This window comes from Methylobacterium sp. UNC300MFChir4.1 (genome assembly GCF_900110155.1).
Classification (GTDB): domain Bacteria; phylum Pseudomonadota; class Alphaproteobacteria; order Rhizobiales; family Beijerinckiaceae; genus Methylobacterium.
This window is the reverse complement of record NZ_FOCS01000003.1, coordinates 43905-69091: the sequence shown is the minus strand read 5'-3', so window position 1 is coordinate 69091 and position 25187 is coordinate 43905. Positions and strand designations below refer to the sequence as shown.

Sequence of the window (25187 nt, the reverse complement as noted above, 5' to 3'; positions counted from 1 at the left end):
GGTTCGCGGCAGCCCGCGAGGCCGACCGCGGAACCGGGCCCCGGCAGCCCGTTACCAGCGTGACACCGCGGCCGATTTGCGCCGCAGTGAATTTTGAATACATTTCCCCGCGGGTGGGCGCGTCCCATCTCGGGAGGGATCGATCGTGACGGAAGCGAGGGCGGATGCCCCGGCGCCGCGTGCAGCGGCGCGCCTCGAGGCCGGTTTGCCGCGCCGGCTGGCGGAGCAGCTCCAGGGTGAGGCGCGCTTCGACGCCTTCACGCGCGGACGCTACAGCACCGATGCGTCGATCTACCAGATCATGCCCGCCGGCGTGGTGCTGCCGCGCTCCGCCGCCGACATCGCCGCGACCTTGCGCATCGCCGCCGAGCACGGCGCCCCGGTAATCCTGCGTGGCGGCGGCACCTCGCAGAACGGCCAGCCGATCGGGTCCGGCCTCGTCGTCGACTGCTCGCGGTACTTCAACGGCGTCCTGGCCTTCGACGCGGAGGCCGGCACGATCACCGTCGAGCCCGGCATGGTGCTGGAGCGCCTGAACACCCGGGTGAAGGCCGACGGCTGGTTCTTCCCGGTCGAGCCCTCGACGGCCACCCGCTGCACCATCGGCGGCATGGCGGGCAACAATTCCTGCGGGGCCCGCTCCCTGCGCTACGGGAAGATGAGCGACAACGTCCTCGCGATCGAGGCGCTGCTCCACGACGGCGAGGCCTTCGGCTTCGGCCTGACCGGAAACACGCATCCGGGCGTGAACGGGTCGGATCGGGCCGCGGCGCTCGCCGCGCGGATGCGCGGCCTCGCCGAGGACCACCGCGCCGAGATCGAGGCGCACTACCCGAAGGTTCAGCGCCGCGTGGGCGGCTACAACCTCGATTCGCTGATCGAGGCCCAGCCGAACCTTGCGCACCTGCTCGTCGGGTCCGAGGGCACGCTGGCCGCGACCACCGCGGTGACGCTGAAGCTCTCGCGCCTACCGACACACCGCGTGATGGGCGTGTGCCACTTCCCGTCCTTCCGGGCGGCCATGGAGACGACGCGGCACATCGTCGGCCTGGACCCGGTGGCGGTCGAGCTGGTCGACAACAACGTCCTCGTGCTCGGCGCCGATATCCCGCTGTTCCGCACGACGCTCGCCGACATCACCAAGGGCAAGCCGAACTGCCTTCTGCTGACGGAGTTCGCCGGCGACGACCTCGCGTCGCTCCGGCGCGACCTGAAGCGCCTCGACGCCTGCATGGCCGATCACGGCTTCCCGGACGCCGTCGTGGAGGTCGTCGAGCCCGCGCGCCAGAAATCCGTCTGGGAGGTGCGCGAGGCCTGCCTCAACATCATGATGTCGATGAAGGGCGACGCGAAGCCGGTCTCGTTCATCGAGGATTGCGCCGTCCCGCTGGAGCACCTCGCCGACTACACCGACGCGGTGACGGAGGTCTTCACCAAGCACGGCACCCGCGGCACGTGGTACGCCCACGCGTCTGTCGGCTGCCTGCATGTCCGCCCGATCCTCGACATGAAGGAGGCCGGTGACGTCCGGCGGATGCGGGCGATCGCGGAGGAGACCGCCGAGCTGGTGCGCCGCTACAAGGGCTCGTATTCCGGCGAGCACGGCGACGGCCTCTCGCGCTCGGAATTCGTCGAGCCGCTGTTCGGCGCGACGCTCACCCGCGCCTTCGAGACCGTGAAGGACGCCTTCGACCCGGACAACCGGCTCAACCCCGGCAAGATCGTGCGGGCGCCGAAGTTCGACGATCGCAGCCTGTTCCGCTTCAAGCCGGACTACGCCGTGTCGGCGCCGATGAAGACCGCCCTCGACTGGTCGGACTGGGGCGGCTTCGGCTCCGCCGTCGAGATGTGCAACAACAACGGCACCTGCCGGAAGCTCGTCGGCGGCGCCATGTGCCCCTCCTTCCGGGCAACCCGGGAGGAGCAGCACCTGACCCGGGGCCGGGCCAATTCCCTGCGGCTCGCGATCTCGGGCCAGCTCGGCAAGGACGCCTTCACCAGCCCGGAGATGAAGCGCACCCTCGATCTCTGCGTCTCCTGCAAGGCCTGCCGCCGCGAGTGCCCGACCGGCGTCGACATGGCCAAAATGAAGATCGAGTTCCTGCACCATTACCACGCCCGCCACGGGCTGCCGCTGAGGGAGCGCCTGATCGCGACGATGCCGCTCTACGCCGGGGCCGCCGCGCGGCTGGCGCCGCTCCTCAACCTGCGGGACCGGTACCCGGCCCTCGCCGCTCTCTCGGAGCGCGTCGCCGGCCTCTCGGCCAAGCGCTCGCTGCCGCGCTGGCGCCGGCCCTGGAGCGAGCAGGGCGAGCCCGCCCACGCGCAGGACGTCGCGGGCGATTTCCGCGACGTGATCCTGTTCGGCGACACCTTCAACCGGGCCTTCGAGCGGGAGAATCTCGAGGCGGCCGAGCGGGTGCTACAGGCGGCCGGCTACCGGCTGCACCGGGTCTACCCGTCCCGCGGCCGGCGCCCCCTCTGCTGCGGCCGGACCTGGCTCTCCGCCGGCCAGACCGACCGGGCGCGCCAGGAGGCGCGCCGCACCCTCGACGCGCTGCTGCCGTTCCTGCGCGCGGGGGCACGGGTCGTCGGCCTGGAGCCGTCCTGCCTGCTCACCTTCCGGGACGAGTTCGCGGCGCTCCTGCCCGGCGAAGAGGCTGCGCTGCTGGCCAAGCAGTCGTTCCTGTTCGAGGAGTTGCTGGCCGCCGACCTGACGGCCGGACGCATCGCGCTGCCCTTGGCCGATCAGGGCGGCCGGGTCGCGCACCTGCACGGCCACTGCCATCAGAAATCCTTCGGCGTCATGGGCTCGGTCGAGACGGTGCTCCGGGCGGTGCCGGGGCTCGACCTGCGGGTCATCGAGTCGAGCTGCTGCGGGATGGCGGGCGCCTTCGGCTACCGGCCGGAATCGATCGAGACGTCCTTCGCCATGGCGGAGCTGTCGCTGTTCCCGGCGCTGCGCGCCGCAGGGCCCGACGACCTCGTGGTGGCCGACGGGACGAGCTGCCGTCACCAGATCCACGACGGGCTGGGTCTCCAGGCGGAACATGTGGCCCGCGTGCTGGATCGGGCCCTCGTGCCTCGACACTCCATTGCCGGGCACCTACACATAGACCACAGGTCGCACTGACCTGACGTGTGTCGGGGGACCATGAACAAAATCGAGCCCGGGATCGGCATCAGCCGCCGCTACCTCCACGATGAGGTCGCCGAGCGCATGCGCGAACTGATCCGGTCCGGCGAGATGGAGCCGAAGGCGCGGATCAACGAGAGCGAGCTGACCGAGCGCTTCGGGATCTCGCGGACGCCGCTCCGCGAGGCGATCAAGATCCTGGCGACGGAGGGACTGCTCGAACTGCTCCCGAATCGCGGGGCGCGCGTCGCCAGCATCTCGGACGGCGAACTCGAGGAGATGATGGAGGTGATCGCCGGCCTCGAGGCGACGGCCGGTGACCTCGCCTGCCGCACGATCACCGACGCCGACATCGACGCCCTGGTGGTCGACCACGACGCGATGGTCGAGGCCTGGAAATCGGGCGACGAGGCCGGTTACTTCAGCCACAACCGGCGCATCCACGAGGGGATCATGGCGGCGAGCCGCAACACGATCCTCGCCAACATCTACGAGAGCCTGTCCGGCCGGATCCAGCGGTCGCGCTACTCCGCCCACCAGACCCCAGAGCAGTGGGCCCGCGCCGTCTCCGAGCACGAGCGCATGATCGCGCTGCTGCGCGCCCGGGACGGTGCGGCGCTGGCCGTCCTGATGCGCGAGCACATCCGCGGGAAGAAGTCGGTGATCGCCGCCAATTACGGTGCGGCGGAGACCGCCTGAGCCTCAGCCGCGATAGACCGCGCCCGCGATCAGCCGGGCGTCCCGGTCATCTCGAACCAGAACGACGCGCCCGGCGTGCGGGAATCGTTCGCGTAGAGAAACGGGATGTCGGGGCCGGTGCCGCGGGCGGCGAAGACCGTCTTGACCCGAGCGCTCATCGCCGGGTCCTGGCAGATATACATCACCGGCACGGTCACCCGGAACGGCGGCGCGCCGCACAGCAGCATCGCCGCCAGAAGGTACTGCTCGTTGTACAATCGGCAGTTCCAGGCGGACGGGTAGTCGTCCGGGATGAAGATGTCGTGGATCTGCACGATCACGCCCGGTGCGAGGCGCGGCATCACCTCGAAGAAGAACACCGTCACATCCGAGTTCGCGAAGGAGCGGTGCGAACCGTCGAAGAAGAGGATGTCGCCCGCCTTCAGCTCCTCGAAGATCTTCAGATCGCAGGACTCGAGCGGGCTGCGCACGGTCCAGTCGCAGAGCGCGTCGATCTCGCGGCGGGGCATCGGATCGATCGAGGTGATCCGCGTCGGAAGGTTCAGGGTGTCGATCGCGTGCCGCGCGAAGCAGGTCGAGCAGCCCGAGCCGATCTCGAAGAAGCGAGACGGGCGCTTCCAGGCCAGCATCGTCATCAGGGCGGCGCCGTCGAGGGCGGTGAACCACGTGTTGTTCCAGTGGGGTATCGCCCCGCCGGTCACGGGCGCGTCGTGCGGGACGCTGTGCAGCAGGTCCGCCCGCGTCTCGAGTTCCGTGAGGAAGCTGTCGTAGGCCGCGTGCGACCGGGCGAGCACCGCCTTGAGCTGGCCGTGCGGCGCTCGGCCCGGCGACCAGCGCGCGGACGGCACGACGGGATAGTAGTCGTGGACCGTGTGGCTCCAGCGGAACGCTTCCCGGCTGGCCCGGAAGATATCCACCCCCGCGCGACGGCCCGCGCTCCTGACGACGTCCTTCAGCATGATCGATCCCCGGCTCCGGATCGACAATGCCGGGACTGCAACTTATGGTCGAGTCGGGCGGAACACCTACGCAGTCCGACCTGCCGGCAGGGTTAGGGCGGGATGAAGGAACGATCCCCGGGCCGGGCCCGGATTCGGACAGGCCGTCGACACAATTATCGCGGGCGACGCGCCCCCCGCCGCTCAGGCAGCGCTCGGCGCCCGCAGTCCGGCCACCAGATCGGTGAAGCGGTCGCCCTGGACGATCACGTGGCCCCGGAGGGCCTCCGCGGCGCCGGCCTCGTCGCCCGCGATGATCGCGGCGACGATCGCCTCGTGCTCGGCCAGCGATTGCGGCAGGCGCTGGCGCACGCGCAGCTGCAGCCGGCGATACGGGGCCAAGCGGCGGTGGAGTGACAGCGCCTGCTCCGCCAGGAAGGCGTTCCGGCTCGCCCGGTACACGACGGTGTGGAACACGTAGTTCTCGGCGTAGTAGGCCTCGGTGTCCTCGGTGGCCAGGGCGGCGCGGCAGCCCTCCAGCGCGGCGCGCAGCGCGGCGGCGTCCTCGGGGACGAGCCGGCGCGCCGCGAGACGGCCGCAGGCCGCCTCGATCTCCGCCATCGTCTCGAACATGGCGAGCAGCAGGTGCGGCTCGGGCGCGCTGACGATCGCTCCCCGCCGGGGCTTCGTCTGCACAAGGCCGGTGACGGCGAGCTGCAGCAGCGCCTCCCGGATGGGCGTGCGCGAGACCCCGAAGCGGGCCGCGAGCTGGTTCTCGTCGAGTCGCGATCCCAAGGCGAGCTCGCCGGAGACGATCTCATCCTCGATTCGCTGCCGCAGCCGCTGCGCGTGGCTCATGCCGCCGTTCCCTCCCCCGATGAACGGGTCGCGCGCCGCCCCGCCGTTTAAGGCCGGCGGATGTTCGGCGCGCGCGAACATTATGCTGGAGCATTGACAAAATATACAAGCCGGTTTTCCATGCATACAACGAGGCGCCGCACTATTGCAGCGCACAAAATTACGCCGCGTTGTTTGCGGTGCGGGAGAGCTCCATGACGCCAACTCGTCGATCGCTGATCGCGGCCACGCTCGCGGCACCGGCCATCCTGCGGTTCGGCCTGAACAGTGCGCAGGCGGCCACGACGCTGAAGCTGTCCCACCAGTTCCCCGGCGGCACGATCGACGAGGGCGATTTCCGCGACCGCATGTGCCGGAAGTTCGCCAAGATGGTCGGCGAGCGCTCGAAGGGCGCCCTGGACGTCCAGGTCTACCCGGGCTCCTCGCTGATGAAGACGAACGCCCAGTTCGGCGCCATGCGCAAGGGCGCGCTCGACATGTCGCTCTACCCGAGCCCCTACGCGGGCGGCGAGATTCCGGAACTCAATATCGGCCTGATGCCCGCCCTCGTGACGTCCTACGCGCAGGCCGTGGCGTGGAAGGCGGCCCCGGTCGGCCGCAAGCTCACCGAGATCCTGGACGCGAAGGGCATCATCCTGGTCTCCTGGGTCTGGCAGGCCGGCGGCGTCGCGAGCCGGGAGCGCGCCCTCGTGGCGCCGGCCGACGCCAAGGGGATGAAGGTCCGCGGCGGCTCGCGCGAGATGGACATGATGATGAAGGAGGCCGGCGCGGCCACCCTCTCGATCCCGTCGAACGAGTCCTACGCGGCGATGCAGACCGGCGCCTGCGACGCGGTGATCACCTCCTCCACCAGCCTGATCTCCTTCCGCCTGGAGGAGCTGTCCAAGGCGCTGACCTCGGGGCGCGAGCGCTCCTACTGGTTCATGCTCGAGCCGATCATGATGTCCAAGATCGTGTTCTCGGGCCTGCCGAAGGAGCAGCAGGACCTGATCATGGCGGTCGGCACGGAGCTCGAGGCCTTCGGCCAGGCCGGCGCGAAGGAGGACGACACCCGCGTCGAGGAGATCTTCGCCAAGGCCGGCGCCAAGGTCGTCCAGGTCGACGAGAAGTCCCTCGGCCAGTGGCGGGATCTCGCCCGCAGCACGGCCTGGAAGGACTACGCCGCCAAGAACGCGAACTGCGCGGAACTGCTGAAGCTCGCGGAGCAGGTCGCGTGAGCCACGGCTTCGACGCGGCCACGGCCGCTCCGGAGGCGCGCGGGGCCGAGGAACCGCGCCTTCCGGGCCTCCTCGGCACCTTCGATCGGGGCATGCGCCTCCTGAACAAGGTGATCCTGGCCGTCGGCGGCCTCTGCCTGGTGGCAGCCTGCCTCGTCCTCACCCACAGCGTCGTCGTCCGCTACCTCCTGAAGGAGCCGACGGAGTGGCAGGACGAGATGGCGGTGTACCTCATCATCGGGGCCACCTTCCTGTCGGCGGCCGGCGTGCAGGCCAAGCGCGGGCACGTCGCGATCGAGGCCCTGACCGGCCTCCTCCCGCCCGCCGCCAACCGGGTCCGGCTCCTGCTGGCCGACGTCGTCAGCCTCGCCTTCTGCCTGTTCTTCGCCTGGAAGAGCTGGTCCCTCGATCACGAGGCGTGGGTCGACGGGCAGGTCTCGCAGTCGACCTGGGGGCCGCCCCTCTGGATCCCCTACACGCTGATGTCGGTCGGCATGAGCCTGCTGTGCGTCCAGTTCGTCCTCCAGATCGCCGAGGCCCTCGCCTACGGGCCCCGGGCCGCCGGCTGGGCGCAGCCCAAGATCGGGCTCGGGGCCGACGTGAATCGCGACATGCACGGGGCGGCCGAGGTCGCGCCCCGGGGACCGGACCCGATGGGTCAGACCGTTTCCGCGAAGGTTGAACGATGAGCACGGCCGCGATCGGCTTCCTGTACGCGGGCGCGACCCTCGGGGCGATGCTCTCGGGCATCCCCATCGCCTTCGCGCTGGGCTTCGTGGCGCTCGCCTTCATGGTGGCGTTCATGCCCGGCGCCTCCCTCGATACGGTGGCGCAGAACGTCTACGAGGAGATGGCCTCCATCACCCTGCTGTCGATCCCGCTCTTCATCCTGAAGGGCGCGGCCATCGGGCGGTCCAAGGCGGGCCAGGATCTCTACACGGCCATGCACGCCTGGATGCACCGCATCCCGGGCGGCCTGGGCATCGCCAACGTCTTCGCCTGCGCGCTGTTCGCCGCCATGGCGGGCTCCAGCCCGGCGACCTGCTCGGCGATCGGCTCGGCCGGCATCCCGGAGATGCGCAAGCGCGGCTACTCGCCGGGCTTCGCGGCCGGGATCATCGCGGCGGGCGGCACGCTCGGCATCCTGCTGCCGCCCTCGATCACCATGATCCTGTACGCGGTGGCGGCCGAGCAGTCGCTCGGGCGGCTGTTCCTCGCGGGCATCGGGCCGGGACTCCTGCTCGTGGGCCTGTTCGCCGCGTGGTCGATGGTGCGCTTCCGCTCGGAATACGCCGCCGCGAAGGTGGCCCTGGAGCGCGGCGGGCCGGCCTCGCCGATCCTGGCGGACGAGCAGTACAGCATGGCGCAGCGCTTCTCGACGCTGCCGCGGGTCCTGCCCTTCGTGGTCCTGCTCACCGGCGTCATGGTCGCGCTCTACGGCGGCTACGCCACGCCGTCCGAGACCGCGGGCCTCGGCGGGCTGATGGCCCTGGCGCTGATCGCCGCGATCTACGGCGTCTGGCGGTTCCGCGACGTCACGCCGATCCTGACGGCGACGCTGCGGGAATCGACCATGCTGATGCTCATCATCGGCATGTCGCTGCTCTACGCCTACGTGATGAGCTACCTGCACATCTCGCAGTCGGCCGCCGCCGCGATCGTCGCGATGCAGCTCTCGCCGTGGGTGCTGCTGGTGACCATCCTGGCGCTGGTGATCGCGCTCGGCTTCTTCCTGCCGCCGGTCTCGATCATCCTGATGACGGCGCCGATCATCCTGCCGCCGCTCAAGGCCGCCGGGTTCGACCTCGTGTGGTTCGGCGTGGTGATGACCATCACCATGGAGATGGGCCTGATCCACCCGCCGGTGGGCCTCAACATCTTCGTCATCAAGAACATCGCCCCGGACATCCCGCTCTCGGACATCATCTGGGGCACCCTGCCCTTCGTGATCCTGATGGCGGTGGCGATCCTGATCCTGTGCCTCGTGCCGGGCATCGCGATGTGGCTGCCGGACCTGCTGCTGACGACGACGCGGTAGGTCGATCCACCCGGCCCGTGCGAGGCAGGCCCCTCTCCGCCCGGAGAGGGGCCTGTCGCGCGTGGGGACGCGGTCGCGCGAGCGCCGCGTCCCGCGCAGCGGCGGCCCGCGTCGGCGCGCTGGCCGGCGCGACCGGAGCCGCCTATGGCAGCGCGCGCGCCGCCCCGCCCCGATCCCGAGCTTCGGACCGAACCATGAGCCTCGCCTCCGTGCGCGCCTTCTTCGCCGAGAAGGCGCCCGACATCGCGGTCATCGTGCTGGAGACCAGCACCGCGACCGTCGCCGAGGCGGCGGAGGGCCACGGCGTCGCCCCGGCCCAGATCGCCAAGACGCTCTCGATCCGGGTCGGCGATCAGGTCGCCCTGGTAGTGACGCGCGGCGACGCGCGGCTCGACAACCGGAAGGCCAAGGCCGCCTTCGGCGGCAAGGTGCGGATGCTCGACCTCGGCGAGGTCGAGGCGCTCACCGGTCATCCGGTGGGCGGCGTCTGCCCCTTCGGCCTGCTGACGCCGCTGCCGGTCTACTGCGACGTCTCGCTGCGGGCGTTCGACGAGGTGGTGCCGGCGGCCGGCAGCACCCACAGCTCGGTGCGGATCGCGCCGGCGCGGATGGCCGAGCTGACCGGCGCCGCCTGGGTCGATGTCTGCGCGCTGCCGGGCTGAGCGGCGCGGCCAGCGCCATTCCTGCTCCGCACGAGGCGCGGATCCCCTCTCCCGCGCGGGAGAGGGACCGGGTAAGGGATCAGGTCTCTCCGGACGAGGCGCGTCGTCGACGGAGGATCGCGCGCTTGATCCTGAACGTTCTCGTCCCTCACCCCAACCCTCTCCCGCCCGGGAAAGGGGGCATGGCGCCTCTGTCTCGACACCGAAGACGCCTTCCCTCCGGACCGTCGCAACACCCTCCGGTGCGGCCCTAGCGCCCGGTCCAGTTGGGCGGGCGCTTGCCGAGGAACGCCTCCATGCCCTCGCGGAAATCCTGGCTCATGTAGCACATGAGGATCAGGTCATCGCCGGGATGCGGCGCGCCCTCGGCGCCGGCCTCCTCCTCGGCGAGCCGCCGCAGCCCCTCCTTGGTCGCCTGCATGGTCAGCGGCGCGTGGTTGGCCAAGAGCTGGGCCAGCGTATCGACCCGCTCCGTGAGCGCGATCCGATCGTCGACCACCTCGCCCACGAGGCCGATGGCGAGCGCCTCCTCGGCGCCGACGAGGCGGGCGGTGAAGATGATGTCCTTGACCCGCGCCGGGCCGATCAGGCCGGAGAGCCGCTTGAGATTGCCCTGGCTCAGGCAGTTGCCGAGGGTGCGGGCGATCGGGAAGCCGAAGCGGGCGTCGCGCGTGGCGATGCGCAGGTCGCAGGCGGCCGCGATGGCCGCGCCGCCGCCGGTGCAGGCCCCGGCGATCGCCGCGATGGTCGGCACCCGCAGCCGCTCCAGGGAGCCCAGCACCCTGTCCATGAAGCGCTCGTAGCCCAGCGCGTCCTCGGCGGTGCTGAAGTCGCGGAACTGGGCGATGTCGGTCCCGGCCGCGAAGGCCTTGTCGCCCGCGCCGGTGATGATCAGCGCCTTGACCGCCGGGTTCGCGGCGATCGCCTCGCAGCAGGTGATCAGGCCCTGATACATCGCGAAGGTCAGCGCGTTGCGCGCCTGCGGACGGTTCAGGACGATGCGGGCGATGCCGGCCTCGTCGGTGGTGAACAGCAACTCGTCGGTCGCGGGCTTGGCGGTCATGCGCGGCGTCTCCGGGTGGCGGCGTCAGGCCGCGGTCTCGCGGACCACGCCCCGCGCGATCAGCGCGTCGATCTCGGCCGGCGCGTAGCCGGCCTCCGCCAGGATCGCCCGGGAATGCTCGCCGAGCAACGGGGCCGGCCCGTGCACGCGTCCCGGCGTCTCGGAGAACTTCACCGGCAGGCCGAGCGTCTTCATGCGGCCGACCCGCGGGTGATCGACCTCGACCACCATCTCGCGGGCGAGGGTCTGCGGGTCCCGGTGCATCGCGTTCACGTCGAGGACCGGGCCGGCCGGGACGCCGCCGGCTTCCAGCCGGGCGAGCCACTCGGCCGAGCCGTGGGCCCGGAAGATCGGCGCGAGGGTCGCGGCGAGCGCGTGCCGGTTGGCCATCCGGTCGCGGTTGACCGCGAAGCGCGGATCCTCCGCGAGGTCGTCGGCGCCGATGGCCTTGAGCAGGCGCAGCCAGTTGGTCTGGTTGGCCGCGCCGATCGTGATCCAGCCGTCGGCGGTCTCGAAGGCCTCGTAGGGGGCGTTCAGCGGATGGGCCGAGCCCATCGGCCCGGGCGCGATCCCGGTCGCCATGGCGATGGCCGACTGCCAGTAGGTGTGGGTGATGCCGGCCTCGAACAGCGACGTGTCGACCGCCTGGCCCCGGCCCGTGCGGAGCCGGTTCGCGTAGGCGGCGAGGATGCCCATGGCGGCCAGGATGCCCGCGGTGATGTCGGTGACCGGCGGCCCGCACTTCATCGGCGGCCGCCCGGGCCCCTCCCCGGTCACCGACATGAGGCCGCTCATGCCCTGCGCCACGAGGTCGAACCCGGCCCGGTCGGCGTAGGGACCGGTGCGGCCGAAGCCGGAGAGCGAGCAGTAGACCAGCTCCGGGAACTCGACCTTGAGGGTCTCGTACCCGATCCCGAGGCGCTCCATCGTGCCGCCGCGGTAGTTCTCGATCAGGGCGTCCGCGCCCTTGAGCAGGCGCCGCAGGACCGCGACGCCGTCCGGATCCTTCAGGTCGAGGCTGAGTCCGCGCTTGCCGCGGTTCATCATCATGTAGGCTGCGCTCTCGCCCTCGAGGGCGGGCGGGACGGTGCGACGGGTGTCGTCGCCCTCCCTCTTCTCGACCTTGATCACCTCCGCACCCATGTCGGCGAGCATCAGCCCGCAGACCGGCCCGGCCATAATGTGGGCGAGCTCGATCACCCGCATCCCGGCGAGCGGACCGGACCGCTTCATCGTCTCCGCCATCGCGCGCTACTCCCCGGCCGGGACGGTGGCCGCGGGGCCGACCGGCGGCGTGACGGGATCCACGAATTCCCGCTCGGGGTGCATGGTGAAGGCAAGCGCGGCGCCGAGCAGGCACAGGCCGATCGAGCCGACGAAGGGCAGCGTCCAGCTCCCGGTCACGTCGACGATGACGCCGAAGACGATCGGCGAGACGATCGCCGCCACGGCGGAGCCGGTGTTCATCAGGCCGCTGGCGGTGCCGGCGTATTTCGGCGCGATGTCCATCGGCACCGACCAGATCGGTCCGATCACCAGTTCCGCGAAGAAGAAGCCGGAGGACAGGAGCAGCGCCACGAGGGTCAGGTCCCGGGTCATGAACACGCCCGCGAGGCTCGCGGCCGCCCCGAGGAAGCCGATCACGATCACCGACAGGCGCGCGAGCTTCACCTTGCCGGTGCGGTGCAGGATCGAGTCGCTGAGCAGGCCGCCGACCGTGTCGCCGACGACGCCGGCGAAGAACACGCCCGAGGCGAACAGGGCCGAATTCTTCAGGTCGAGGCTGTAGTTCTCCTTGAAGAAGCTCGGCAGCCAGCCGAGGAAGAGCCATAGCGTCCAGCCGTAGCAGAAATACGTGACGGTGACCGGCAGCATCCGGCGCGTCAGGGCGCCCCACGGCACGCTCTGCTTCGCGCCGACCTGGCGGGGCGGCGGCAGCGTCGCGAGCTCGGCCTCGGTGATCGCCGGATGCTCGGACGGGTCGTCGCGGAAGTACAGCCACCAGATCGCGACCCAGACGAAGCTCACCGCGCCGAGGATGACGAAGCTCGTCCGCCAGCCGAAATGGTAGATCAGGAACGCCACGATCGGGGGCGCCACCGCGTTGCCGAGCCGCGCGAAGGCGTGGGTGATGCCCTGCGCGAAGCCGCGCCGGCCGGGCGCCGTCCAGTTCTGCATGGCGCGGGTGGCGGTCGGGAAGGTCGCGCCCTCGCCGAAGCCGAGCAGGACGCGCGCCAGGAACAGGCTGACGAGGCCGCCGACCATGCCGGTCAGGATGGTCGCCGAGGCCCAGATCACCCCGCAGGCGAGCAGCGTGCGCCGGGCGCCGAACTTGTCGCCGACCGAGCCGCCGATCACCTGGAAGATCGCGTAGGGGTACGCGAAGGCCGACAGGATCAGACCGAAATCGGTCTTCGACATGCCGAAATCGCGCATGATCTCCGCACCGGCCGTGGCGATGTTCACCCGGTCCAGGTACGTGATGAAGTACATCAGACAGAGCAGGCCGAGCACGCCGTTCGTGGCGCTGAAGCGCTTCGACATCGACCGTTCCTCCCATGGGGGCGCCGCCTCGCGCGGTCGCCGGGCACCTCGGCTCTCGGACCGGGCGCTCTTTCGTAATGCATTATTCAAACGCGTCGCGCGGCGGAACGCAACCGCCGACGTGCATCCGGCACGTGAATTCATTCCACGGGGTGCAACTGAAAACGGGGGCCGCCCGGGCCCCCGTCTCGTGTCGGTCGCGGCCGGCAGGCGCCGCGGCGCCGATCAGGCCGTCGCGGGCCGGAGCTGACCCTGCTCGGCCTCGGTCGGGGCGCCGATCGCCTTGCCGAGCGCCTTGCCGCGCGGTCCGACCCAGCTCCCGACCCATTTGCGCTGCCAGAGGGCGAGGCAACCGAGCACGATCGCGGTGAAGATGGCGTAGCCGACGAAGCCCAGCGAGAACGAGCCGGTATACTGCTTCGACAGGCCCATGACGTTCGGCAGGATCGCGCCGCCGAGCGCGCCGATCTCGCCGATCATCGAGCCGGCCACCGCCGTGTTGGTGGGCCAGCGCAGTGGGACGAGCTGGAACAGCGCGCCGTTGCCGGCGCCGAGCGCCGCGAAGCACAGCATGAACAGGAGCGTCGTGAGCGCCAGCGACGGAGTCGCGGTCAGCGAGAGCAGGGTCGCGATCGCCGCCAGCAGCACCACCGACAGCACCGCGATGCCGCCCATGCGGTCGGCGAAGTAGCCGCCGACGATCCGGATGCCGGAGCCCATGAAGGCCGCCAGCATCGTCAGCCGCCCGGCCTCGACCTTCGTCACCGCGAACTGCTCGTAGAAGAAGGTCGGCAGGAAGTTCGACAGGCCGATGAAGCCGCCGAAGGTGATGACGTAGATCAGCGAGAACGCCCAGCCGTCCTTCGTGAACAGGCAGGAGACGTGCTCCTTGAAGGACTGGTGCTCGCAATCCGGCGGCTCCTTGGCGAGCACGATCATGACCGCCAGCGGCAGCAGCATCACGAGGCCCGCGAAGGCGTAGGTGGTCTGCCAGCCGTAGGCCTGGGCCAGCGGCGGGGCGAACAGCACGGCCAGCACGGTGCCGGAATTGCCGGCGCCCGCGATGCCCATCGCCAGCCCCTTGTGTTCCGGCGGGAACCAGCCGGAGCCGAGGGAGAGCGCGACGCCGAAGGACGCGCCGGCGATGCCGAGCAGCACGCCCATGGCGAGCACGTCGTTGTAGGAGGAGACGAACAGATAGCCGTAGGCCATCGCCAGCATGATCACGACCATCTCGGTGATCGCGGCGTTCTTGCGGCCGATATACTGGGCCAAGACGCCGAGCGGGAAGCGCATCAGCGCACCGGCGAGGATCGGTAGCGAGATCATGAAGCCGGTCTGGGCCGGCGTCAGCTTGTAGGTCTCAGTGATGAACGGGCCCATGGCGCCGTTCAGGACCCAGATGGCGAAGCAGAAATCGAAGTAGAGGAATGCCGCGAACAGCGTCGGGGGGTGACCCGACTTCATCACCGTTTTGAAGCTGGCCATAGCTGGTGCTCGTCGTAAGTGGGCGAACCGCCGTGCGGTCGCTCATGCCGGGGATCCGGACTTACACCGTCCGCTGTTTGGAGCGTCGTTGCTCCGCCGCCGCAGCAGGCGCGGCTGACTGGGCAATGCAGCAAGCGTGCCATCCCGGACGGACGCCCGCCGACCGGATCGCTCGGCCGTCGCGGCGCCGCGGCCGAACCGCAATCCGCCAAGTCGCTGGCGCCGAGTCGCTGCCGCTCGGCGAGGCAGGCCTGCCGAGTAAACGGGCGCTCGCCCGGCGCCCTCACGGATCGGTGAGCGGCGCGGCCGAAATCGTTGCTGCACGAGGGCAACACACGCGGCGAGAAACGACCCGGAAGACCCTGTAAGTTGCCCTCGATGACCGTCGGCAACTTGGCGGTAAAGCGCGACCTTTGCTAAGCCCCGGGATGAGCTGTGCCGCGACTTCGTGCCGGCCCGCTCGCCTGCGCGTCGCGGCAAGCCCCGGCGGCGCCTCCCGAGGAATTCGAACCATGTCCGCCCCGATCCGTCGCCTTCTCCTGGCCGGCTTCACGGTCCTCGCCCTCGTCTCCGCCGCGCACGCCCAGGGCCGCGGCCCCGTGGGCGACGCCGGGATCGACGGGTTCGGCGACGACAATCAGCTCTACCAGGATCAGAACGGCGCGCTGTACGTGCGTCGCGGCGGCCGCTACCTGCCCTATACCGGCCGCACCGACTTCGTGCGCCCGGCACCCCCGCCGCCCCCCGCGCAGGCCCCGGTCGCGCCGCCGCCGGCCGCCAACCTGGAGACGGACCCGACGGTCCCGGCACGCCCGGGCAGCGCGCCCCCGGCCGAGGGGCTCTCGCCGCTGGAGGCCGCGAAGGCCAAGGCCGTGCTCCGCGCGCCCGACAACGAGCCGATCGACTACGCCAAGATCTACGGCCCGATCACGGACGACGTGTTCCCGGTCCAGGCGTTCAATTACAAGAAGATGAACCCCGCGTTCCTCCGTCAGGAGATCGCCTATCACGGTCCCTACGAGCCGGGGACGATCATCGTCGACCCGCGGGCCCACCAGCTTACCCTGGTCGAGGCGAACGGCCGGGCCCGCCGCTACGGCGTCGGCGTCGGCAAGCAGGGCTTCTCGTGGTCGGGCACCGCGACGGTGAATTCCAAGCAGGCGTGGCCGGACTGGTATCCGCCGAAGGAGATGATCGCCCGCAGCCCGAAGCTCGCCAGCGAGGTCGACAAGCTGCAGAGCGGCCTCGGCGTCGCCGGCGGTCTGCGCAATCCGCTCGGCGCCCGCGCGATGTACCTCTGGCAGGGCAACAAGGACACGCTGTTCCGCATCCACGGAACCCTCGAGCCCTTCTCCATCGGCAAGAGCGTGTCGTCGGGCTGCATCCGGATGATCAATCAGGACGCGATCGACCTGTTCAGCCGGGTCGGCGTCGGCAGCAAGGTGGTGGTGCTGAACTGAGGCCGGGCCGGGCCCACCGCCCGAGCGCCGCCGGTCCGGGACCGGCGGTCCGCCGGTTCAGGTCAGCCCGCGCCGGTGCTCGCCGAGGATCCGGCGGACCGTCCCGGCCTCGGACCGGTACACCAGGGTCTCGGTCTGGATCTTGTCCGGCCGGAAGCGCACGCCGCGCAGGAGAGCCCCGTCCGTGATGCCCGTGGCGGCCACGATGACGTCGCCGCTCGCGAGCTCGGTCAGGTCGTATTTCCGGTCCTGATTCTCGATGCCCATCTCGGCGGCCCGGCGTCGCCGGTCCGGGGTGTCGAGAATCAGGCGTCCCTGCATCTGGCCGCCGATGCAGCGCATCGCGGCGGCCGCCAGCACGCCTTCGGGCGCCGCGCCGGTCCCGAGATAGAGGTCGATGCCCGTCTCCTCGGGGCTCGCCGTGAAGATGATCCCCGCGATGTCGCCGTCCGAGATCAGGCGGACCGCCGCGCCGGCCGCCCGCACCTCGGCCACGAGCGCCGCGTGGCGCGGCCGGTCGAGGATCAGCGCGGTGATCTGCTTCGGGTCGACGCCCTTGGCCCGGGCCAGCGCCGCGATGTTGTCGGTCGGGCTGGCGTCGAGATCGACGAGGCCGGGCGGGTAGCCGGGCCCGATCGCGATCTTCTGCATGTAGACGTCCGGCGCGGCGAGGAGCGAGCCGCGCTCGGCCATCGCCATGACGGCGATGGCACCCGGCATGTCCTTGGCGCAGAGGGTCGTGCCCTCAAGCGGATCGACCGCGATGTCGACCTCGGGCCCTTCCCCGAGACCGAGCTGCTCGCCGATGAACAGCATCGGCGCCTGATCGCGCTCCCCCTCCCCGATCACCACGGTGCCGCGGATCGGCAGGCCGTTGAGTTCGTCGCGCATCGCGTCGACCGCGGCCTGGTCGGCCGCCTTCTCGTCGCCCTGGCCGCGCAATCGGGCGGCGGCGATGGCGGCACGCTCCGTCACGCGGGCCAGTTCGAGGGCGAGCGTGCGCGGGACGCCGCGCGATGCCGGCTTGGGGGCCTCTTCCATGGTTTCCTGCCTCTGGCCGGGTCCGATCTTGGGGTCGGATCCCGGATGGATACCGTCGGATGACGGCCGCGCAGCGTATACGCCGGTTCGCTAAAGCCCACTATCCTGCATCAAGCGGTGGGGGGTCACGCGACCGTATGCACTGTTATTCACGCTCGATCCGGATCAGCTGCGGCGGCTCCGCCAGCAGCCCGTCGGCGCCGATGGCGTCGAGGGCGTCGCGGATGTTGCCCTCGGTCGCCGCGTAGGTGATCAGCACCAGCGGCACCGGCCGGCCGGAGCGGCCGCGCGGATCGGTCTCCGGCCCCTCGACGCGGCGCTGCAGGATGCTCTCCAGGGAGATGGATCGCTCGGCCATCCGCTGCGCGACGCCGGCCGCGACGCCCGGGCGGTCATGGACGGTGAGGCGGATGTAGTAGCCGCCCTCGTGACGTTGCATCTCCACGCGCTCGCTGGCGCGCATCGCCGCGGCCGGAACGCCGAAGGTCGGGCGGATCACGCCGCGCGCCACGTCGGCGATGTCGGCCACCACCGCGGAGGCCGTGGCCTCGCCGCCGGCGCCGGGACCGATGAGCGTGAGCTCGCCCACCGCGTCCGCGTCGATCGTCACGGCGTTGGTCACGCCCATGACCTGCGCGATCGCCGAGGATTTCGGCACCATGGTCGGGTGGACCCGCTGCTCGATGCCGGACTCGGTCGCCTGCGCGACGCCGAGCAGCTTGATCCGGTATCCGAGTTCGTCCGCCATGCGCAGATCGAGGGGCTGCACCCGGGAGATGCCCTCGACCGACACGCCGTCGGCGTCGACGACGGTCCCGAAGGCGAGGCTCGTCAGGATCGCGAGCTTGTGCGCGGTGTCGAACCCCTCGACGTCGAAGGTCGGGTCCGCCTCGGCGTAGCCCAGGGCCTGCGCGTCCTTCAGGCAGGCCTCGAAGGTCAGCCCCTCGCGCTCCATGCGGCTGAGGATGTAGTTGCAGGTGCCGTTGAGGATCCCGTAGACGCGGGAGACCGCGTTGCCCGGCAGGCCCTCGCGCAGGGTCTTGATCACCGGGATGCCGCCGGCCACCGCCGCCTCGAAGGCGAGGGCCACGCCCTTCGCCTCGGCCTGCGCGGCCAGGGCGGCGCCGTGACGGGCCAGCAGCGCCTTGTTGGCGGTCACCACCGGCTTGCCCGCCGCGAGCGCCGCCTCGACCACGGCCTTGGCCGGTCCCTCGGCGCCGCCGATCAGCTCGACCACGCAGTCCACGGATTCCGACCGGGCGAGCGCCACCGAATCGTCGAACCACGCGATGCCGGACAGGTCGAGGCCGCGGTCCCGGCCACGGTCGCGCGAGGAGACCGCGGTGACGCGGATGTCGAGGCCCGCCGCAGCGAAGGCGGCGCGGCGGCGCTCGACCATCCGGACCACGGACGCACCGACGGTCCCGAGTCCGGCGATCCCGAGGCGAAAGCTCACTGTCATGACCCCTTCCGTGCCCGGGCGACCGCGATGGGCCGGGCGCCCGATGCGGCGCACTTCTGCAAGAATTCCGCCCCGCCCGCAAGGAATTGGCCCGGGACCGCGGGGCGTGTCATCCGGCGGTCTCCCGGTGGCGGATCGCCGTCGCCACGAGGGCGTACAGGACGACGGCGTTCAGCAGGTGCCAGAGCGGGTGCGTCCCGGTCGGCAGCAGCGCGCAGGCCGCCCGGTCCCGACGAAGCGCTCCTCCGGCCGCCGCGCGGCCGCCCAGGCGACGCCGAACAGCGCCAGCAGGGCGGGCAGGTAGTCGACCGAGCCGTTGGTGAGCCGCGCGACGTCGAGGCCGGTCAGCCCGTCGAGCAGGGGCGTGAGCGCGAATCCGAGGAGCGCGAAGCCGCCCGTCGCCGCCGCGACCCGGACCGGCGCCAAGCGCAGGAACCGCGAGAGGGCCAGCGCGAGATAGGCGTAGATGAATAGCGCGATCGGGACGACGTCCGCGAGCATCGCCCAGTAGACCGCCAGGGTGTGGAACAGGAACGAGCCGACGCCCACCACGGCGATCAGGGCCGCCAGCCCGAGGCAGGTCCGGTCCGGCGGATCGGTGACGGCGGCGCGCCGCGCGGCGGCGGCGGCGGCCAGCAGGAAGGCCGCGTTCGACAGCGCGTTCGCGGGCTCGGCCCAGAAGTCCGGGCCGCCCCGCTCGCAATAAGCCGACACCGGCTCGAACCAGTTCATCCGTCGACCCTACTTCCCCGTCCTTGCGCCGGGATGGCCTTGTCAGCGCGACGCGAAGCGCGGATGACGGCCGGGCGGCGACCGGAAGCGAGGCGATGCGGATCACCACCTGGAACGTCAACTCGATCAAGCAGCGGCTCCCGCACCTCCTCGGCTTCCTGGAGGAGGCGCGGCCCGACGTGGTCTGCCTGCAGGAGCTGAAATGCCAGGACGAGGCCTTCCCGCGCGCCGACATCGAGGCGGCGGGCTACGCTGTCGAGACGCTGGGCCAGAAGGCCTATAACGGCGTGGCGCTGCTGGTCCGGGCGCCGCTGGCCATGTCGGAGATCCGGCGCGGGCTGCCGGGCGACGCCGCCGACGAGCAGGCCCGCTACATCGAGGCGCTGATCTCGGGCGCGGAGTGCCGCCCGGTGCGCGTGGCGTCGATCTACCTGCCGAACGGCAACCCGGTGGACAGCCCGAAATACCCGTACAAGCTCGCCTTCATGGAGCGGCTGCGGCTCCACGCCCGGGCGCTGCTGGACGACGAGATCGCGGTGGTGCTGGCGGGCGACTACAACGTCATCCCGGAGGCGGCCGACGCGGCCGATCCGGAGGCGTGGCGCTCGGACGCACTGTTCCTCGGGACGACCCGGGCCGCGTTCCGGGCGATCCTCGCCGAGGGCTACACCGACGCCCTGCGCGCCTGCGACCCGCGCGACGGGCTCTACACCTTCTGGGACTATCAGGCCGGGTGCTGGCAGCGGAATGCCGGCATCCGCATTGACCATCTGCTGCTCTCGCCCCAGGCCGGCGACCGCCTGGTCTCGGCCTCGGTCCAGAAGCACATGCGCGGGCTCGACAAGCCGTCGGACCACGTGCCGGTCACGGCGGAACTGGCGGCCGGTTAGAGCCGCGATCGGGGGAACGACGATGATCATCTACGGCAGCAGCGTGTCGCCCTACGTGCGCAAGGTGCTCGCGGCGCTCTACGAGAAGGGCGTCGCCTTCGAGCACCGCCCGGTCGGCTTCCACGCGCAGGATCCCGGCTTCCGGGCGGCGAGCCCGATGGGGAAGATCCCCGCGATGGAGGATGCCGGGTATCGCCTCGCCGATTCGAGCGCCATCGTGGACTATCTCGAGCGGCTGCATCCGGCGCCCGCGCTGATCCCCGAGGACGCGCGGGACGCCGCCCGCGCCCGCTGGTTCGACAAGTTCGGCGAGTGCGAGCTGACCCGGCAGGTGCTGGTGCCGTTCGTCGAGCGCTTCCTCAAGCCCCGCCTGTTCAAGGTCGAGGGCGACGAGGCCCTGGCGCAGCGGACCGTCGACACGGCGCTGCCGCCGCTGTTCGACTACCTCGAATCGCAGATCGACGGGCCCTACCTCGTCGGCGGCCGGTTCGGCATCGCCGACATCGCCGTGGCGGCGCCGTTCCACAACCTGCGGCTAGCCAAGGTCGCGGTCGACGGCGCCCGGTGGCCGAAGCTCGCCGACTGGGTCGCGGCGACGCTGGAGCGGCCGTCCTTCACCGCGGCGATCGCCGCGGCGAAGAGCTGAGGCCGCTCAGCGCCGCTTGCACAGTCGAGGGCGGCTCAGCGCCGCTTGCGGATCGAGCCCACGGTCTGAAGCTGCGTCTGCGCCTCGGCGCGATCGTCCTCGCTGGCGGCCGCCCAGTTCTTCTCGTAGAGCGCGACGATCCAGTCGTCCTTGCGGCTCTCGGCGCCTTCCCGGGCGAGCGAGAGCCACATCAGGCCGCGCACCCGCTGGACCGGGATGCCGCCCAGGCCGTTGACCAGCATGTCGCCGAGCAGCGCCTGCGCCGGGTGGTGGCCCTTCTCGGCGGCGAGGTTGAACCAGCGCGCGGCCTGCCGCGGGTCGGCCTCGACGCCGGTGCCGTCGAGGTAGAGCCGGGCGAGATTGTACTGCGCGTTGGGGTCCCCGTAGTAGGACGCCGCGTAGTTGAACATGTCGTAGGCGCGCTCGGGATTGGGGCGCACGTAGGTGCCCTTGATCCCCTCCAGGAAGTAGGTGCCCAGAGCCGTGAAGGCGCTGCCCAGGACCGCCGAGTTCTGCGGATCGGGCCCGTCATCGGTGCTGGCGTCGGCGATCCGCGAGAAGAACTCGAACGCCTTCAGGTCGTCGTGCGGGACGCCGTCGCCGTCGGCGTACATCCGGCCGAGCTTCCACAGCGCAAGGGCGTGGCCCTGGCCGGCCGCGTACTCCAGCGCGCGGGCGGCGCCCTGCTTGTCGCCGGCATTGTACTCGCGCATGCCGGCGCGCAGCGCGTCCTTGGCCGAGCGGTAGCTCTTGTCGGCGACCGGGACCTGCACGGGCGTGCGGACATTGGCGTCGAGGGCGCGCGACGGCGCGACCGGCAGCGCGACCAGGGCGAGCGCCCAGGTCGCGACCGCGAGCCGGCCGACGGACCGGAACCGACCGGGATCGGCCCCGGCCGGCGCCCTGCGCCGGCTGAGGTCAGTCCTAGACGTCCGCATAGCTCTGCGTCTCCTTGGCACCTCCCGGATGGGTGACGGCGCCGTACAGGGCCGGGCCGACGCCCTGCGCGTATTTCCAGAGGTAGCCGGAGGTCGCGGTGTTGGGCCGCGCGGTCCAGGCCTTGCGTCGCTCGGCCAGCTCCGCGTCCGACAGGGCGACGCTGAGCGTGCCCTGGATCGCGTCGAGGGTGATGACGTCGCCGTCGCGCAGCAGCCCGATCGGGCCGCCCACGGCGGCCTCGGGGCCGACATGCCCGACGCAGAAGCCCCGGGTCGCGCCCGAGAAGCGCCCGTCGGTGATCAGCGCGACCTTGTCGCCCATGCCCTGGCCGTAGAGGGCCGCGGTGGTCGACAGCATCTCGCGCATGCCGGGGCCGCCCCGCGGGCCCTCGTAGCGGATCACGAGGACGTCGCCCTCCTCGTAGCTGCGGGCCTGCACGGCCGCGAAGCAGGCCTCCTCGCCGTCGAACACGCGGGCCGGGCCGGTGAAGACCTGCTTCTCGGCCGGGATGCCGGCGACCTTCACGATCGCGCCCTCGGGGGCGAGGTTGCCCTTGAGGCCGACGACGCCGCCGGTCGGGGTGATCGGCCGGTTCGCCGGGTAGACCACGTCCTGGTCCGGGTTCCAGGTCACCCGGTCCATATTCTCCGCGATGGTGCGGCCGGTGACCGTCAGGCAGTCGCCGTGCATGAAGCCGTGGTCGAGGAGCGTCTTCATCAGCAGCGGGATGCCGCCGACCTCGAACATGTCCTTGGCGACGTAGCGCCCGCCGGGCTTCAGGTCGGCGATGTATGGGGTGCGCCGGAAGATCTCGGCCACGTCGAACAGGGTGAACTCGATGCCGCACTCGTGGGCGATCGCCGGCAGGTGCAGCGCCGCGTTGGTGGAGCCGCCCGAGGCCGCCACCACCGTGGCGGCGTTCTCCAGCGCCTTGCGGGTGACGATGTCGCGCGGGCGGATGCGCTTCTCCAGGAGCTCCATCACCTTCTCGCCGGCGGTGGCGCAGAACTTGTCGCGAATCTCGTAGGGCGCCGGGGCGCCGGCCGAGTAGGGCAGCGCCAGGCCGATCGCCTCGGAGACGGTCGCCATGGTGTTGGCGGTGAACTGCGCGCCGCAGGCGCCGGCCGACGGGCAGGCGACCTGCTCCAGCTCGTCGAGGTCCTCGAGGCTCATGTCGCCGACGGCGACCTTGCCGACCGCCTCGAACAGGTCCTGGACGGTCACGGGCTTGCCGCGGAACGAGCCGGGCAGGATCGAGCCGCCGTAGATGAAGATCGAGGGCACGTTCAGCCGGACCATCGCCATCATCATGCCGGGCAGCGACTTGTCGCAGCCCGCGAGGCCCACGAGGGCGTCGTAGGCGTGGCCGCGCATGGTCAGCTCGACCGAGTCGGCGATGACCTCGCGCGACGGCAGCGACGCGCGCATGCCGCCATGGCCCATGGCGATGCCGTCGGTGACGGTGATCGTGCAGAACTCGCGCGGCGTCCCGTTGGCGGCGGCGACGCCCTTCTTCACCGCCTGCGCCTGGCGCATCAGCGAGATGTTGCAGGGCGCGGCCTCGTTCCAGCAGGAGGCGACACCCACCAGCGGCTGGTGGATCTGCTCGCGGGTCAGGCCCATGGCGTAGAGGTAGGAGCGGTGCGGGGCGCGGTCGGGCCCCTCCGTGACGTGGCGACTCGGCAGCTTCGACTTGTCGTTCAAACGCGTCACCATGACTTCAGACCAAGCCTTCGCAGCCGATCCCGAGGGTGCGTTGAACCGCGGCGCGTCGCCGTTCGCGAGGCGCCGGGAGATCCGTCCGCGTGCTCGGGAAGTCCTCGTTTCCGAACGGTAAACCGTTGTCGAATTTGCCGTTTACCGCGGATGTTGAGGTGGGCCCGGACTATGGCGGGATCGCGGCGTTTACGGGCAGGTCTCGGGGCGGAGCGGGGATCGTTTTACGGTGTTGCGACCCCGCCACAGCCACGCTTGCGGCCATTTCGGCGGCGACGACAAGATGAAGGACAATGGCGCGGCGCTGACGAGACGCTTCTCCGAGACGCAACTTGTCTTCGGGCAAGCCGAGGATCTACCGGCCGCGATCCGGGCGGGACGCGGCAATCCGGCACCCGGAAAGTCGCTGTATCACTATCCCTGCGCGGGACCGGCGCCGGCAATACGCCGACCGACGGGCGGAACGACATGTCGCGCCGCCGCCGCGGCAGGTCCGGCGCGCCAATCTGCTTGCGCGCCGCGCGGTCCTCGCACGCGCGGAACGGCGGGTCCGGCGCGCGTCCGTGGCGGCGTCGCGGGCCTGATCGAATGGAGCCCGTGTCCCGCTCTTCGCCGACGCAGGCCGGGATCGGGCGTCCTGCACCGGCACCCGCTTCGCCGCGGCCGGGATCACGGGATCACAGGACGACGTGATCCCGGCCGGATCCGCGCTCAGGCCGCTCCGGCGTGCGGCGCCGGGATCTCGGTCGAGATGGCGTCCACCGTGCGCGGCATCGGGCTGCCCTGCCCGTCCGCGCGCTGGATCCGGACCTGCTGATTGACCGGCTGCATGCTGCCGAAGGGCGTCGAGAAGGCGATCTCCGCGGCGTCGCGCCCGACGCCGATCCGCACTAGCCCGTCGAGGTCGGCCTGCCGGGTGGCGTCGAACAGCCACCAGCGCCCGTCGAGATAGGCCTCGAACACCGCGTGGAAGTCGCTCGGGACGAGGCCGTGGGCGTAGCAGCTCACGAACCGGGCCGGGATCCCGAGCGCCCGGCAGAAGGCGGCGCCGATATGCGCGAAGTCGCGGCAGACGCCGGCGCGCTTCAGGAGCGACTCGTGGGCGGTCGTCTCGCCGTCGCTGGAGCCGGGCTGGTAGGCGATGTGGTCGTGGATCCAGTTGCAGATCTGGTTCACGCGCGCGTGGCCCTTGGGGAGCGCCCCGAACTCGGCGAGCGCGAAAGGCGTCAGCCGGTCCGATGAGACGAACCGGCTCGGCAGCAGGAACGGCAGGATGTCGAGGGGCAGTTGCCCGATGGGCGTCTCGTTGACGGTCGCCGGGTCGGCCCGGTGCACGGTCAGGTCGACCTCGGCATTGTACTCCAGCGCGAACTGACCGGTCGGGACGTTGACCGCGAGATAGCGGTTCTGGAGATCGGGGGTCGTGTAGAGATCGCGCTTGAGGTTCGGCGTCAGGACCAGGCTCTCGCTCAGGATCTCGACGCTCTTCAGCTTCGCCACCTCCAGATTGAAGATGAAGGTGGTGTCCGAGAGGATGTTGTAGGACAGGCTGCAACCGAGGGTGTAGCGCATCGGATCTCCTTGCCGGATGACGGCCCATCCGCCGTCCAAGCAAGGGGCGCGCCCGACCGTCGGTTCCGGCTCGATCGGGGGGGACG

Annotated in this window: 21 protein-coding genes; 9 read left to right on the top strand and 12 right to left on the bottom strand. The window is 70.9% G+C overall.

The window, feature by feature from the left end; translation table 11 throughout:
• The first annotated feature begins 145 nt into the window (after positions 1-145).
• Together BMY19_RS05950 and BMY19_RS05945 are read left to right on the top strand one after the other, a co-directional pair.
• Entirely contained in the window at positions 146-3133 is a 2988-nt protein-coding gene (locus BMY19_RS05950; protein ID WP_100251165.1) for an FAD-binding and (Fe-S)-binding domain-containing protein, read from the top strand.
• 21 nt (positions 3134-3154) lie between these two features.
• A complete protein-coding gene (locus BMY19_RS05945; RefSeq protein WP_020091901.1) occupies positions 3155-3835 on the top strand; it encodes a GntR family transcriptional regulator in 681 nt (226 codons plus the stop codon).
• 29 nt (positions 3836-3864) lie between these two features.
• Here BMY19_RS05945 and BMY19_RS05940 read toward each other — a convergent pair whose 3' ends face one another.
• Positions 3865-4794, bottom strand: coding sequence for a class I SAM-dependent methyltransferase (locus BMY19_RS05940; protein WP_100251164.1), 930 nt, complete (start codon positions 4792-4794; stop codon positions 3865-3867).
• A gap of 183 nt (positions 4795-4977) precedes the next feature.
• Complete coding sequence (locus BMY19_RS05935) at positions 4978-5631, bottom strand: GntR family transcriptional regulator (protein WP_020091899.1); 654 nt, start codon at positions 5629-5631, stop codon at positions 4978-4980.
• Positions 5632-5825: 194 nt separating this feature from the next.
• Here BMY19_RS05935 and dctP point away from each other — a divergent pair, with 194 nt between their 5' ends.
• The 4 genes from dctP to BMY19_RS05915 all read left to right on the top strand — a co-directional run bounded on the left by dctP (position 5826) and on the right by BMY19_RS05915 (position 9548).
• Positions 5826-6848 (top strand): TRAP transporter substrate-binding protein DctP, encoded by a 1023-nt coding sequence (gene dctP / locus BMY19_RS05930; RefSeq protein WP_020091898.1) that lies wholly within the window; start codon positions 5826-5828, stop codon positions 6846-6848.
• A complete protein-coding gene (locus tag BMY19_RS05925; RefSeq protein ID WP_091926587.1) occupies positions 6845-7537 on the top strand; it encodes a TRAP transporter small permease in 693 nt (230 codons plus the stop codon). Before dctP ends, BMY19_RS05925 begins: the two co-directional genes overlap by 4 nt.
• On the top strand, positions 7534-8886 hold the full coding sequence (locus BMY19_RS05920; protein WP_020091896.1) for a TRAP transporter large permease: 1353 nt from the start codon (positions 7534-7536) through the stop codon (positions 8884-8886). Before BMY19_RS05925 ends, BMY19_RS05920 begins: the two co-directional genes overlap by 4 nt.
• 194 nt (positions 8887-9080) lie before the next feature.
• Positions 9081-9548, top strand: a complete 468-nt coding sequence (locus BMY19_RS05915; protein ID WP_100251163.1) for a YbaK/EbsC family protein — start codon at positions 9081-9083, stop codon at positions 9546-9548.
• 250 nt (positions 9549-9798) lie between these two features.
• On the opposite strand, the gene BMY19_RS05910 is transcribed toward BMY19_RS05915, so the two are convergent.
• The 4 genes from BMY19_RS05910 to BMY19_RS05895 form a co-directional block, all read right to left on the bottom strand.
• A complete protein-coding gene (locus BMY19_RS05910) occupies positions 9799-10611 on the bottom strand; it encodes an enoyl-CoA hydratase/isomerase family protein (protein ID WP_100251162.1) in 813 nt (270 codons plus the stop codon).
• 24 nt (positions 10612-10635) lie between these two features.
• Positions 10636-11856, bottom strand: coding sequence for a CaiB/BaiF CoA transferase family protein (locus tag BMY19_RS05905; protein WP_170862917.1), 1221 nt, complete (start codon positions 11854-11856; stop codon positions 10636-10638).
• 6 nt (positions 11857-11862) lie between these two features.
• Positions 11863-13155 (bottom strand): MFS transporter, encoded by a 1293-nt coding sequence (locus BMY19_RS05900; RefSeq protein ID WP_100251161.1) that lies wholly within the window; start codon positions 13153-13155, stop codon positions 11863-11865.
• 225 nt (positions 13156-13380) lie between these two features.
• Complete coding sequence (locus BMY19_RS05895) at positions 13381-14643, bottom strand: nitrate/nitrite transporter (protein WP_100251160.1); 1263 nt, start codon at positions 14641-14643, stop codon at positions 13381-13383.
• 512 nt (positions 14644-15155) lie between these two features.
• Here BMY19_RS05895 and BMY19_RS05890 point away from each other — a divergent pair.
• On the top strand, positions 15156-16103 hold the full coding sequence (locus BMY19_RS05890) for a L,D-transpeptidase (RefSeq protein ID WP_100251159.1): 948 nt from the start codon (positions 15156-15158) through the stop codon (positions 16101-16103).
• Between the two features lie 57 nt (positions 16104-16160).
• On the opposite strand, the gene glpX is transcribed toward BMY19_RS05890, so the two are convergent.
• From glpX to BMY19_RS05875, 3 genes are all read right to left on the bottom strand, one after another.
• Positions 16161-17144 carry a class II fructose-bisphosphatase gene (glpX, locus tag BMY19_RS05885; RefSeq protein WP_100251158.1) on the bottom strand — a complete coding sequence of 328 codons (984 nt, stop codon included), beginning with the start codon at positions 17142-17144 and terminating at the stop codon, positions 16161-16163.
• A 145-nt stretch (positions 17145-17289) separates the two neighbouring features.
• The gene (locus tag BMY19_RS05880; protein WP_100251157.1) at positions 17290-18606 is read right to left on the bottom strand and encodes a homoserine dehydrogenase; all 1317 of its coding nucleotides are present in this window, start codon (positions 18604-18606) and stop codon (positions 17290-17292) included.
• 171 nt (positions 18607-18777) lie between these two features.
• The gene (locus BMY19_RS05875) at positions 18778-19338 is read right to left on the bottom strand and encodes a ceramidase domain-containing protein (protein ID WP_348529854.1); all 561 of its coding nucleotides are present in this window, start codon (positions 19336-19338) and stop codon (positions 18778-18780) included.
• A 95-nt stretch (positions 19339-19433) separates the two neighbouring features.
• On the opposite strand from BMY19_RS05875, the gene xth reads away from it, so the two are divergent.
• Together xth and BMY19_RS05865 are read left to right on the top strand one after the other, a co-directional pair.
• Positions 19434-20228 carry an exodeoxyribonuclease III gene (gene xth / locus BMY19_RS05870; RefSeq protein ID WP_100251156.1) on the top strand — a complete coding sequence of 265 codons (795 nt, stop codon included), beginning with the start codon at positions 19434-19436 and terminating at the stop codon, positions 20226-20228.
• A 22-nt stretch (positions 20229-20250) separates the two neighbouring features.
• The gene (locus BMY19_RS05865) at positions 20251-20874 is read left to right on the top strand and encodes a glutathione S-transferase family protein (RefSeq protein ID WP_020091885.1); all 624 of its coding nucleotides are present in this window, start codon (positions 20251-20253) and stop codon (positions 20872-20874) included.
• A 35-nt stretch (positions 20875-20909) separates the two neighbouring features.
• Here the strand turns inward: BMY19_RS05865 and BMY19_RS05860 are convergent, their stop codons facing one another.
• From BMY19_RS05860 to BMY19_RS05850, 3 genes are all read right to left on the bottom strand, one after another.
• Positions 20910-21812, bottom strand: a complete 903-nt coding sequence (locus BMY19_RS05860; protein WP_091927843.1) for a tetratricopeptide repeat protein — start codon at positions 21810-21812, stop codon at positions 20910-20912.
• Complete coding sequence (gene ilvD, locus BMY19_RS05855; protein WP_020091883.1) at positions 21799-23529, bottom strand: dihydroxy-acid dehydratase; 1731 nt, start codon at positions 23527-23529, stop codon at positions 21799-21801. The genes BMY19_RS05860 and ilvD overlap by 14 nt, the downstream gene beginning before the upstream one ends.
• 711 nt (positions 23530-24240) lie before the next feature.
• Complete coding sequence (locus BMY19_RS05850; protein WP_100251155.1) at positions 24241-25101, bottom strand: transglutaminase-like domain-containing protein; 861 nt, start codon at positions 25099-25101, stop codon at positions 24241-24243.
• Positions 25102-25187: the final 86 nt, after the last annotated feature.